The following is a 12656-nucleotide window of genomic DNA, read 5'->3' as shown; positions in this document are numbered from 1 at the left end:
TAGATCCTTATAGCCCATCACCGTAATACGCTGTTTCCGGGTAAACCCACTCAACAACACCAAGACGACCAAAATAGGTAGTCAATTGACGTAAATCGCGATATTCAATAGGAGTGCGCTGTAAAGGCACCATTGGGAAGCGAACACGATGCTGTGCTTGTGTATAAGCAAGCATACGGTCTGTACCACCAGCTCCACGACCAACACACCATTTAGAAGGTTGAATATCTAAAGGACGGCCATTTTTGGCATTACATAGTGAATTAAGCTTCAAGTACTCAAGGATTGAGATATTGCCTGCATCAGAAACTACACGTGAAACAAGGTAGCCAAATTGAACTGGCGGCAATAGCAACTTATCAGGCACGACTGCAAATGCCGATGCGATCCATGCGTTATTCAGGATAAGGTTTACATCATCAAGAATTTCTTGAACGGTAGCTGTTGCCCATGAGGTGCCAACGTTTGTAGCTCCCACTTTTGACGAGTTAAGCAGCCCCTCAACACCAAGCATACTGTCACCGATATAGACCTGCTCATCTACATCCATATTGTGTTTTAACAATAGACCTGAATATTTTTGAGTATCAACTGGGCGGCCCACTTTGATAGCTGACTCCAGCTCTGGAATGGTCCAACCAATTTGCATAGCCCAAAGTGTTAAAGGCTGTGCGGTTTTACCAATATCCAACGCAATACCTTGAATAGCATCCGCATCTTTACCTACCCAAGCTTTACCACCCGGAGAAGGCCCGCCAGCAGCAGCAAAGGCACTATTAGTAAATGATGATGTTTCATCCGCAATAGATACGTCTGAGCGCAAATCAATATCGCGTGACCATGTAACATCAGCCAATGGATCATGAATCGTTTGGTCTAAACGCTCCAATTCCCCAACTAAGAATGAGCCAGTACTATCAACAGTACGTGCATCAAATGTCATCATCTGGTCACGCGTCCGCGCACGTACCGGCATTGCTGTTGTTCCCAATGCTACAGCTGCTGCCATGTTTGTAGCTAAGAGTAATTTACTCATATCGTGTTTTCTCCAGACACAAAAAAACCCGCCTATAGCGAGCCGTGTCTTAATTTAGATTTTTAGATGTTGTATGAAATTTCTACATTGCCTTGAGCATCTGCGGCATGCATAAACATTGCACTTGGTAATGCAATTGAATTTGCCCCATCAGCCACAGCCTCAATACCACCAACTGGCTTAGCTTCTGTACCAGCTCCGATACGCACGTATACAGTACCGCCTTTAGTGGCTGTTCCAGCATTACATTTAACCGTCATATAACCACGGCGCAGAACATCAGTAATACCAGTTGCCAAAGGCACAGCTTTGCCCAGCTCGTTCTGTGCTGTCTGTGTTGGATAAGCGCGCACCAAAAGACCGTAAATTTTAGCTACGGTATCAGCAGCCTCTAAAGCCACAAATTTACCTGTAGCTGGGTCAATCTTCCCGAACAAACCAAATGCAGCAAATTGAGAGCCAATAGGGTGTGACTCAATAGTTGAGTGCGATTTACGAGACACATCACCCGGAATGCCTGATGGCATACGATATAGATAAGCATTACCCATAATTAATTAATCCTTATTTTTTGTTCCAGTAAGCGCGGTTACGCTCATTGATCTGGTCAATTGTTAATGGTTGACGGCCAAAGTCTTTAGTTGAAACACCTGAACGGAATCCCTTGGCATTGTTTTGTGATTTGATTAACTCAGCAGCTCCAGTAAAAGCCGCGTCAATTGTTGCTTGTGGCATAGCATCAAAATCAGATTTTCCACTAGTGAATAAATCAATTGTCTGCTTTGCCTTTGGGTCCTGATACGCTTGTTTAAGCGCAGTACGTTTAACACCTAAAGCGACTTTGCCAACGTCTGCTGTTTTGGCATCCATGGTTGGTAAGCTAATACCCGGCACAAGGATTTCAGCACGGGAGCGAATCTCTTGAAGGGAATCCCCGGTGTAAGACTGAACACCATTTTCAGATAATTTTGCAGCTTCTTCAGCTTCCAAAATATCGTCTTTGGTTTCTTTCCCGTCTTCGCCCTCGTCATCGTCTTCGGTTTCTTCGTTTTCGGAATCTTTGGTTTTTTTCTTTTCCAATTTATCTAATCGAGCATCCATAGTGTTTAGCTTTTTTAGAATTTGAAGACTGAGGGCATCGCTAGTTTTACCGTCATCCTCTTCGCCAGTCTCTTCATCCTCTCTAGGGATTTCGAGCTCTTCATCTTCTACAGCTTTAGCAATTTTTTCAGCTTCGTCTGCATCTCGAGTAAAAATCAACTGGCGAATACGATCACCGATACTTGTACGCTTTTTCTTAACTACTTTATTAGCCATAAAGCTATCTCCTATAGAGCAGCGAGAACCGCAACGCCCTTTTTTCACTAATGCAAAATGGTTTCCCATAATATTGCTCTGCATCCCCTTACCGACGCTGACTTCAATATAGTCAGCATCGTATCCAAGAGAAATTTCGACCTTTCCATCCATTACAGCCTGAATGGTATCTTTATCTGTTATTAATAGATCAGCCATCAAAAAGTCGGCATTTACACCATCTCCACGGCGTACATCTTTTCCAAACCCTTTGGATAACTCTTTCCAATTATCAGGAGTAACCCAATCATCTGGATGATCGTCTGTAACTGGCTTACCCTCAAAGGAAGCTATTGTTTTTGGATCGAATAGAACAGACTCACCACGCTGAATTAGTATTAGGCCTGTATTATCTGCCGTAACAGGAACTTCACCCTCCCCATACATCAACGTGCCAATACGTGCGACAGGAACATCACGACAAAGTAAATAACCTTCTGGTGTTATCTCGCGGGTCCGTCCAATTTGTCCAGTGGTGTAGATCTCTGACCGATCCACTGTTTTTTGATCTTTAGTCTTTTTGCTTTTAAACATGAATCACCTTTTTTGCAGGCATTAAAAAACCGCCTGTAATGGCGGCTCAAAATTCTGGTATCACTGGTTCTGGATAACACCGGCAATTAGGTAAACATCCAGCATGTCCAGTGAGTCGATCTAAAGTTGGAGGCTTATCCCATGAGACAAATTTTCCATTCATCTCTCTATGGCTTTGTCTCACGTCACTATCTTCAGAAGTTCGCCAAATATACCCCTCACTTCCCAAAGCCTCAGCACGTGCTTGTGTAAATACTGAAGCGGCTCGAGACACTTCTGTTCTAGCAATGGTGTTTGCACGTGCCTTAGTTACTCGGCCCGTAGCCATAATTAAGCTTGAGATTTCACTTGCTCGGCCGCTTTCTATCAAAGCACGTGTAGAAAGATCATGTACACGCTGTGCTGCTTCTAATGGCAAGGATTTAATGAGCCTGACCTGTTGGGCTAATAGTTGTTGATATGTAGCACCTATATCAGTATTGCGGATCTGGTCCTTAACACCTTTTGATAAGTCTTGAGCGTAAATAAGCCAAGTTTTCTCATCACGCAGTGCCACATCCATAAGTATGTTTCCAGCCGCATTGTGCGCCCAAAGGTCTAATGTTTCAGCATAACGGCGTAATGCAGTCACTATTGAAGGATAAACAGTTGGGTCAACTACATCGAAGCCCTTAACAAGAGTGTCGATATAGCTAGCTATCTTCCGTAACTGGCTCCCGTAGCGGATCTCCACCTTTCTCGCTCGGTTCGGTGTGTGGCGTAATCTCTCCATCATCTAACTCACTTGGTCGGGGTGGATCATCCTCTGCGTCTTTAATTTCCTCATCACTGATATTGGAATAAATACCAGTTGTTTCACTGCTCTGGCGGAGTTCCTTCATTGCAGTTTGACGCGAAATCAAGCCTTGTTCCTCAGCTTTACAGACTGCGCTTGTAACCTTGTCAGCAATTTCAGCTTTAGCCGAATCATCAATTTGCCATAGAGATTTAAAATCAAATTCAAACCCCTCAGGCACATCTTTACCTAAAGTGGATAAGGAAATAATTCTGATTAGCTTATGGAGTGGTGTGCGTAAACGGCGCTCTTGCTGCTGGTTGATGTTGTCGTAATAGTTGGAAAGGTCTGATTCACCAGTAGCATTTAAGCCAGCTGGTGATTGTCCAAATAAGCGGACTAACGGGATCTGAGAGGCACCTGAGAGCTGCTGCCCAAATTGAAGTAAAACGGCATCTAATCCTGAGAAAGAATATTGATGTGTCTCAAATTCATCTTCAGCATCCATGAGGGTCATACCTTCATTGGATTGCCATAAGCGAATATGTTCAATCTGTTTTACAAGTGCTTCAAATGCTTTACCGCCAGCAGCAATGATTGATCTAAGCCCTTTTACTTTATAGGTCCTTAAATGGGCCTTATAGACCAATTGAGCCACACCCATAGAGGTACTATCAAAAGCAGTAAGACGATCAAACAAGCGCTCAATTACTGAAATGCCCCATAGGTTTTCGGCTATACGTTGCCAATAAGGTAAGTTCACACCATCGAGACGGATAACACGGCTATGGTGAATACGCATACCACTTAAGCCAAAGGAATCAGCAACCACGTCATAGTATTTAGGCTTACCAAAATCAACGCCAAAATCGGTGACAAGATCTGTAAGGGTTGGTGTAACAAGCCATCGATCCAGAACTAACAAGCCCTTAAATTGATCTTTGCCGATAGTGTCGATATTTAACGGCGTACCAACGTTTTGACCATCAATCAACATCACAGCAATAGCACCGCCATATAAACGGCCCCATTTGATCGTATCGCTCAATCTGTCCCAAATTTCTAGCTGATCCATTACAGAATTGATCTTTATCGCATCGCTTGGATCTTCTAAGCCTCGAATATTTACACCCTCACGGGTCATATCCTCAGCGACCACATCAACAACCTGACCAACCACCCAAGACGATCGATACATTACCTCCAGCTTTACCCGGTCACGACTTAAAAAATCGAAACCGTAAGTTGACTGGTCATGTTGGCTTCCAGCGCCCAAGCCTAGGCGTGCCGCAAAGTTTTGAAAACTATCAGCAGTATATTTTAATAATCCCATAGATAGACTCTTTACAGCTTATTCCAGATGTTGATATCGGAATTAGTAGGGTTAAAACAGATCATGACGGAATCGGCACTGTTAGGTGACATAGTTCCATCTGGTTGTTTATTTACAAGGATTTTGCCAACGGCATTTTTTGTATAAGTGGGTTGCGATAGTTCCATAAGGAGCTTGGTACGCTCTTTTTCTTCTATCTCACTAGAAATGGAAATAAGCATATCGGGGTCATATTCCATACCATTTAAAGCGCGGTAGGTGTTTTGGAAAAGGAGACGCAACCACCACCAAGACTGAGCTTTCAAATTTGCAAAGAAGTCTTTATTAAGTCGCTTCTCTACCATTTCACCCTCTGGATCATTAACCGCACCGGATCCACGGAAAGGCTCAACTGTTACTTCATCCCAGCCCTTTTCTCGTTGCTGCTCATTGATAACCCTTGCATCTCCTCGCACGCCAGCGCCTAGGCCATCTGCATCATAGAACATTGTGAGGTATTTACGTTCTATGCAAATATCCATGCTCTTTTGAGTGGTATAGAAAATATCATCTCCCTTACCAGACCATGACTGTATGTACTCCAGAACTATGCCATGTCGCCCAGCTAAAGAGTTCTTATCACGGCCCTCATCAGCAACGTCTAAACCAGCTATACGATCACCTGTAGGCTCTATCTTCAGCTTTGTATGTGCATCTATTGCTGATTGAACCCAAGCTGAAGGAATCAAGACACCTTCAACTGAGGCGGCGTAGTTAATATCGACCTCTTGAGCGAGGACCACATCATCTAAAGTGGCCAGCTGCTTTTCATACCATGGGTAAATAACTTTTCCGTTGTAGTTTACGGTCCAGTTCTTATCCGGGTTAGCTCGCCAAGGCATAGTAAAGACGGCGTAACGTCCGCTAAAACGATCCTGATGGAATCGATCACCGATACCGTTAGGAGTGGATCCTTTGATATGAACGTTTGTATTTTGCGAGATAGCAGCATCAACAGCTTCTTGCCGTTCTACGAATGCCCATTCATCCAAAAAATACATCGTGGTACGTCCACCACGGCCAATATTGTCGCCAGCCTCACCGGTAATTGTTGCGCCGTTATCCGGGTTAATGATGCGCATGTAGTTATCATGCACTTTCTCGACAAAGCCCTTTGGCTTCAACCATTGGGGCATTTTGCTGAACATGTCGCGGAATTTGTGAAATAGAGTTTTAGGATCGCCCTTCTTATCTACTAACTCTTCCTTACGACTACCAACACCACCCGCAAAACCTTCAACGAATAACCAACGATGCAAGAAAAAGCCCAGTACAACGTAGCTCATCCCCTCATCACGGGACTTTTCAATTAGTCCGTGTGTTTGAGTGCTTTCACGTTCCTCTAGCCACGCCACAAGCTCAACCTGTTTAGGTCTCAATACAAAAGGAATGTTGGCAGGCAAACCAAATGCCATACCACGAGGGTCATATGTCCAAATCCAATTGTTAAACCAATGGACTGGATCTTTACGGCACTTGTATACCTCGGCTTGAATGCTTAATTCGTTTTGCTCGATTGCAGCCTTGTAGTAATAACGCCGTGTCATCTCAGTCATTACTTCAGGCAGGCGCACGTTAATAGTCCACTCTTTAATTAAAGGGGCTATTTCATCTAATGCGTATGTCATAGCTTTCCATTAATTGCCAAACGGGATAACTCTTGTGGGGTTAAATCCTTAAGTTCTTCAGGTGTAAATACTGGCCTTGCTTCTGGCGGCTTCTCAGTATTTTCCGTTTTAACTGGTCCACCGCCTGCCCCTGTTATTTCCTTACGATTGGTATAAAGCCCACCGACCTCTTTAGCTGCCTGCTCCATTAAGCTCGGCACTAATACCGGGTTATCTTTGAATTGTTCATGGTCGATGAATCGTTGTAGACGCTTGAGGCGGTAGGCAATATTAGCGATGGGAATTGCGCTGAGATTGTCATTCATTTCCTTACGGACTTTGAAGAACTCTGTTTTAAATTCTTCGCTTAAATCCTGCCCAGTTTTCTTTGTTGGGTCGTATGCTTCACACTGCTGTTTAGTGACGGTAATACCAAATTCTTCTTGGACGCCCTTCGCTGTTTCCGAGGGTGTCTCATAGGTAGCAAGTGACCGTACTATATAGAGTTTTACCCGTTTATTTAGCCTTGCCATTTATCTCTATCCGTCCAAGTACGTCCAAGTAGAGTGGCAAAAAAATTTAAACCACCTTTAAGTAACAAGTGCCGCATGTGTAATGAACATCTGCACGTGACAGCTCTGGTCTTGTATTTGCTGCCTCAACCATTCTTTTGACATCCTCACTAGCTCCATATCGGCGAACAACGCCCACAAACTCTTCAACATCATGCCCCTGTATAGCTAATTTAGGCATACCAGTTTCTCTGTTATAAGCTGGTGTTCCGTACTGGTCTTTCTTGTGCGCAATGTGGTAAAGCTCATGTTCTACCAAAGCACAAAAGTTCACATTACTTGCTATAAGTGAATATGAAGCATCAAAAGTAATTAAGTATTCAGGTAAATAATTGAACCACTGGATGTATTGTTCTTCTTGTCGTTCTTTCTTCCAGCCACCAGCATTGATCATGATCTTCTCAGTTGTACCAATGACTTGACGCCCTTGCTTTTTAAAACCAGATCTAGCCCACATCACAGCAATATCGGGATATCGAAATGAACGTAAATGTATATGGTCAGGATTAAATAATTTTGATTTTGGATCTAGAAATACTTTGCCTATCCATTCCCACATTTCTGGTGCTGGTACAAAGTTAGGAGTATCCATTTCAAAAAGCCAATCTGGTGGCATTGGGCGAACAGGAACATGAAAGCCGACTTCTTTTTTCATAAATTTAATCCAATAAAAACCGCCTTTCGGCGGCTGAAAATTACTTTCTAAGTGATGCTAATCTTTTTTTAAAATCTTCTTTATTTTGTTTGTGTGCTGCTAATTCACTAATTAAGTATTCGATACAGGCTTGTAAATTTTCTGCTTTCTCTAAACATTCATTGTCTGTTAGCGAGTGTACACCATCACTTAATAATCCATAAATTTGACCTAATGGATTGAATCCATCTGGTTTTAAATAGTCTGGAAGTGCATTATTAGCAATTCTGATTTTATCGGACATTGGGCTTGTTATTTTAAGTTCTGCAAGACTTAAAGCTAAACTTGAATCCTTATCCATATCTTCTTGTATTAAATCCAAAAGACTATTTATATTATTTTCAACAATTCTACGCATGTAAGCAAAGGCAGCTACTCCATAACCATTTGCTAAACAAACAACAGCCTTGTTATATTCCTTTTTATCATCTTTAAAAAATTTACTTAAAACTTTACTTCTTGGTAATTCTTTTTGTGGATTTTCACCAATTTTAGTAACTTTTAAAAGATCATCCTCTAGCTTTTCAAATTTTACTAGAAATGACTTTGAAAAAGTGCGGCATGAAACACAAGTAAACGCTACAAATGTCATAAGTTTTTTCTTAGACGGATCAAATCTATATATTATAAGATTGTCATCATCATTATGTAGAGGCTTCATGCAATCGCAATTGGGGCACATGTACTCAATTTCTCTGAGAGTCTGAGTAGTGGTAATATGCTGATTGAAAATCCTTGGTATCACTAATTCGTTATATAAAGGTCGATTTTCCAAAAAATCCTTTAATAAAATTTGCTCTTCATTCATGATTATTAAATTAGTAATTTAAACTTTGTATTTTACAATTAACTACATTGTAATTGCGAGCCAAAAATCCTGCCAACTTTTAACTTACTGCACGCCTATTCTTATTAAACTTTTATCAAGACATTTTAAATATCTTACACGAGACTTTTGGAAAATTTTCTTATTACCCTCCATTTCAATTTCGTTATAGATACCATCTCAAAGGCTACCAATAAACCATCTTAGATTAACTCCACCTTATAAATTTCCTAAAACGGCTAGCCTTGAGATTACTCCATAAACTTAAAAATATTGAATCAATAAAAAAGCCCCACCAATAATCGATATTCAGCGGGGCCCTGTTGTGCCGTAATACACTCGGCAAAAGTTAAAACTAACTCTTAGCTGAGCGAAGAATTTCTAATACTTTATTTGATAGATCGTGAAGATCAACGCCGTAGGGGTGCCAAAACTTATACATCACATTGTCGCGGTTATAAATTTGTAGGTAGTAAGTTGATGTGTAGCTTGGATCAATTTCGGAAGCCTTAAACGTCTTCACATCTTTTTCAATTTCTTGACCGTCTAATTCACCGCCAACACAAAGTGTCATTTTGTTTACCAGTTGAAATTCAGGCTGGAATATAACACATAAAAAAACCTCCCGTAGGAGGCGCGTATCTATCTAAGCTAACCTTTTAGGAAAACTTATATATATAATCGAGAAGCAGCATCATCGTGTAAACAATACTGATAAGGTAATATATATTTTGAATAGACCACTTAGTTTTGTTGCATTTCTGCATTTCCCAGACTCCTCTGCTTAGTTAAACACTCAATCTGAAATATTGAAAAACTAATTAAAGTTTTCCTTACCTCAGTGATTTACGTTTAAAAAAAGAAGAGTCCAACCTTATATTCAAAACTTGTCTTAATATATTAGATTTTTTCTTAGATATCAATAAAAAAGCCCATCAAATGATGAGCTTTTTGTTTAAATTTGGCGCAGGGGTTTTGGGGGATACCTATAGCACATGGCTACATATAAAGTTCTCAATTTACTCAGTCATAAGCGCGGTTGATGTACCCTGCATCACACCCAAAACACCCAACGCTAACATACAAATTTTCTTTAATTTGTTATTCATTTTAATCCCCTCATTGCATTAACAATTTTTCGAATAGTTCTCAAGCTGAAAACCCATCCTGCGAGGTACACCAAAACTTCAAGCACCGAGTAGATTTCAAACCCTAAATGCACTGGAGCTGGAGTTAAAACCAACTTCACAATATAGAGTTCTTAAAATACTGTTGTGGAAAATATTACTAATCCAATTTAACTTAAATATGCCATACCACGTGCGCACACTCAAGTGATTTTTTCAAAAGTTTCAAAGGCAAAATGAGGATTGCGACTTTTAATATAAGCAAGACCACATTTTAAATCTTGTCTAATTTGATTAACTGAAGTGTCATTACTCTGAGCAATATCTCTTAAAGAATTACCCATTACATAATGTGACCAAATTGCTGAGATCCATTCTTGTAAAATATGGTCTTCGATTAACTGTATATCTATAAACAATCTATGTACACCACGTGCTTCATTATCGTTTAGCTGACAACAAGTGCCTTTACGGCGAATGCTTAGGCGATCTTTCAAAGTTTCATCACTCATGTACATGGCCATTAATTGTTCCCGTTGTTTTTGAGTAATGCGTTTAGTTGGCATCGTCTTAACTATTTTTACCATTGTTTCAGTATCGCCGTTTAGCCATGCACCAAGCTGGCGACACCATTCTTCAAAACTATATTTAGACCAATCGACCGCTTGTAAAATGTGTTGTACTGGCATATTCATTTTCATCCCACCAATTGCTCAATTTGTTTAATTGCCACGCCTGCTTTAACTTGCTCTGTACTGAAACGTAAAACTGTAAACCCCATAATTGCCGCTTCGTTGTATTTCTCCATATCCCCTATGTAGCCCTTGCCTCTTGTATGGCGGCCTCCGCTCCAGATCCCGCCTTCTAGCTCTACCAATATCTTTTTTCCCGTAATTAAAAAATCTGCCCGCCACTTACGTTTTGGATGGAACTTATATTCCTGCGCAAAATCAATCTTGCAGGCTTTAAGATGAGTTGCTAATAAAACCTCCCCTACACTTGGTTCCCTTGTTTGCTTTGCTGAACGGCGCTTTTTATTTTTCTGAATTGGAAATAATTTACGGTATTCAGCAAGGCTCATTGATGTCATGCGGCCCCCTTTGCAGTGAAACCAACTTGAATTAGGTATGGCATCAATTTTTGCTGTTGCTCAGGATCTGCAAGTTTCACTGCGACACGTGCAGCAAGTTGTTCATAGCTCTCGTTACCTTCAGCGTATTTGCTTGCAAACTCAGGATGTACAGAAAGTTTTTGAGCAAATGAGTAAATCTGTTTTGAACTAAGAGTGTTTGATTCTCCCTGCGGGACTCGAACCTGTGTTCCAGAATTTGGTTTTTTAGATTGTTCACGTGCTTGGTATTTTCCACATGCGTTGATTAACCAATCTGCAAAGTGGTAATTCATGAGTTCGTCACAAAGATTCTTCTCAACGTTGTAGAGTTCAAAAGCACGTAACTCTCGATCGAACCAAGTCGCGTTTTTGATCTGCTCGTAAGTTTCCTGATCAGTCGCCAAAAGAATTTCTTCACCAAGTTTTTTTAAACTCAACCATGTTTTTTTATTTTTAGATTCTATTGATAGTTTCCCTGATAGGTTCTGTGTCCCAATATTGGGACTGGTCTCGGTACCGTTTTTGGGACTGGTTGCGGTCCCATTATTGGTACTAGTACCGTTTTTAGAACCAGTACCGAAATCGGAACCAGTTCCGTTATTGGTACTAGTCCCATTTTTGGGACTGGTTAAATCATTTTCTTCACGGCCCATCACACCAATTAACTGGTAAACCTTCACACCATTTCCTGTGATTTCACCTGTAAATTTAATTAATGAAATTGCTTCAAGTTCATCTAATACTTTGATCACTGTTTTACGGTTAAGCACGGTGTCTTTAACCATACGTTTAATGCTTGGATAGCATTTATGGGACTCTCCCGCCCTATCAGCCAAAGCCAATAAAACGAGCCTTTGACTTGAGGTTTTCACCTCTGCTTTGAAAGCCCAAATTGTTGCATCTAAGCTCATTTATCCCCCTCTTCATTCAACTGAATGAAAGTGCTACCTAGGTAACGAATCCGTTTAGCCCGATATAAACTTGAGATGATTTGACCAGCATGGAAAAGTGGCATTCTGTGCTGATCTGAAAGTGCTTGCATAAACTCATCACGTTTTACCGCTGCATTTTTTTCTTCGCGGTTTTGGTTTCTCAAATTCTCTCTACGCTTTTCAAGTAAATCATCTAACGTTTTTAGAGCTGGCTCATACCAAGATTGAATGATTTGCTGCCTCTTCTGTTCTTGCAGATTGTCTTTAGTAGTTTGATTTGATAAATTAGTTTGCATATTCGATTCCTCTAGCCAGTAATTGAATTAACTAAGCCTGATTTCCGAGATCAGGCTTTTTTAATATCCAAGCTTTTCCTTTTGACCACTGATTTCGTCATGAAACAGATCATCAACAGTTTCAATTCGATTCATCCAGCTTTTTGACATAACTAAAAGTGCAGCAACTCGCTCTTTATCAATGCTTTGATAATCTTTTGGTACAACCTTTAAACCAAGCAGACTCAAGAGCTCGCAAAACATTTCAATTTCATTCAAACCGTTGTTTTTCTTATCTGTTTTAAGTCGAGTAATTGTGCTTGGATCAACATTTAAGTGTTCTGCAATCTCTTTTTGATTGCTTAAATCAAGACCATGCAATATGCGTGATGCATCATTTCTAGCGCTTGCAGAAAGATCAATTGATAATTTGCTCATG

The 12656-nt window shown here is 40.7% G+C and carries 15 protein-coding genes; all 15 read right to left on the bottom strand.

The genetic code is table 11. The features are described from left to right. Positions 1–7: 7 nt before the first annotated feature. The 15 genes from ACXM0J_RS14005 to ACXM0J_RS13935 all read right to left on the bottom strand — a co-directional run bounded on the left by ACXM0J_RS14005 (position 8) and on the right by ACXM0J_RS13935 (position 12655). A complete protein-coding gene (locus ACXM0J_RS14005; protein ID WP_033848431.1) occupies positions 8–1036 on the bottom strand; it encodes a DUF2184 domain-containing protein in 1029 nt (342 codons plus the stop codon). 62 nt (positions 1037–1098) lie between these two features. Beyond that, positions 1099–1587 carry a structural cement protein Gp24 gene (locus tag ACXM0J_RS14000; RefSeq protein ID WP_086264461.1) on the bottom strand — a complete coding sequence of 163 codons (489 nt, stop codon included), beginning with the start codon at positions 1585–1587 and terminating at the stop codon, positions 1099–1101. Between the two features lie 13 nt (positions 1588–1600). Beyond that, a complete protein-coding gene (locus ACXM0J_RS13995) occupies positions 1601–2926 on the bottom strand; it encodes a DUF2213 domain-containing protein (RefSeq protein ID WP_086264460.1) in 1326 nt (441 codons plus the stop codon). 46 nt (positions 2927–2972) lie between these two features. Further along, on the bottom strand, positions 2973–3659 hold the full coding sequence (locus tag ACXM0J_RS13990) for a phage head morphogenesis protein (protein ID WP_235823106.1): 687 nt from the start codon (positions 3657–3659) through the stop codon (positions 2973–2975). After that, complete coding sequence (locus ACXM0J_RS13985) at positions 3619–5034, bottom strand: DUF1073 domain-containing protein (protein WP_086264458.1); 1416 nt, start codon at positions 5032–5034, stop codon at positions 3619–3621. Before ACXM0J_RS13985 ends, ACXM0J_RS13990 begins: the two co-directional genes overlap by 41 nt. 11 nt (positions 5035–5045) lie before the next feature. Then, complete coding sequence (locus tag ACXM0J_RS13980; protein WP_086264457.1) at positions 5046–6701, bottom strand: terminase large subunit; 1656 nt, start codon at positions 6699–6701, stop codon at positions 5046–5048. Beyond that, positions 6698–7213, bottom strand: a complete 516-nt coding sequence (locus ACXM0J_RS13975) for a DUF2280 domain-containing protein (protein WP_086264456.1) — start codon at positions 7211–7213, stop codon at positions 6698–6700. The genes ACXM0J_RS13980 and ACXM0J_RS13975 overlap by 4 nt, the downstream gene beginning before the upstream one ends. Before the next feature lie 46 nt (positions 7214–7259). Continuing rightward, complete coding sequence (locus tag ACXM0J_RS13970) at positions 7260–7907, bottom strand: putative metallopeptidase (RefSeq protein WP_086264455.1); 648 nt, start codon at positions 7905–7907, stop codon at positions 7260–7262. 40 nt (positions 7908–7947) lie between these two features. Then, on the bottom strand, positions 7948–8754 hold the full coding sequence (locus ACXM0J_RS13965; RefSeq protein WP_139841457.1) for a hypothetical protein: 807 nt from the start codon (positions 8752–8754) through the stop codon (positions 7948–7950). Between the two features lie 373 nt (positions 8755–9127). After that, positions 9128–9346: a hypothetical protein gene (locus ACXM0J_RS13960; protein WP_086264453.1), complete on the bottom strand. Its 219-nt coding sequence runs from the start codon at positions 9344–9346 to the stop codon at positions 9128–9130. 756 nt (positions 9347–10102) lie between these two features. Further along, entirely contained in the window at positions 10103–10600 is a 498-nt protein-coding gene (locus tag ACXM0J_RS13955; protein WP_086264452.1) for a hypothetical protein, read from the bottom strand. After that, entirely contained in the window at positions 10597–10989 is a 393-nt protein-coding gene (locus ACXM0J_RS13950; protein WP_086264451.1) for a DUF559 domain-containing protein, read from the bottom strand. The genes ACXM0J_RS13955 and ACXM0J_RS13950 overlap by 4 nt, the downstream gene beginning before the upstream one ends. Then, positions 10986–11921 (bottom strand): helix-turn-helix domain-containing protein, encoded by a 936-nt coding sequence (locus ACXM0J_RS13945; protein ID WP_086264450.1) that lies wholly within the window; start codon positions 11919–11921, stop codon positions 10986–10988. Before ACXM0J_RS13945 ends, ACXM0J_RS13950 begins: the two co-directional genes overlap by 4 nt. Further along, positions 11918–12238 carry a hypothetical protein gene (locus tag ACXM0J_RS13940; protein WP_086264449.1) on the bottom strand — a complete coding sequence of 107 codons (321 nt, stop codon included), beginning with the start codon at positions 12236–12238 and terminating at the stop codon, positions 11918–11920. The genes ACXM0J_RS13945 and ACXM0J_RS13940 overlap by 4 nt, the downstream gene beginning before the upstream one ends. Positions 12239–12298: 60 nt before the next feature. Further along, entirely contained in the window at positions 12299–12655 is a 357-nt protein-coding gene (locus ACXM0J_RS13935) for a transcriptional regulator (RefSeq protein ID WP_086264448.1), read from the bottom strand. Position 12656: the final 1 nt, after the last annotated feature.

The sequence above is a fragment of the Acinetobacter sp. GRABPA_MV_2 genome (genome assembly GCF_056725885.1).
The sequence above is the reverse complement of the archived record's forward strand: the minus strand, read 5'-3'. Positions and strand labels throughout refer to the sequence as shown.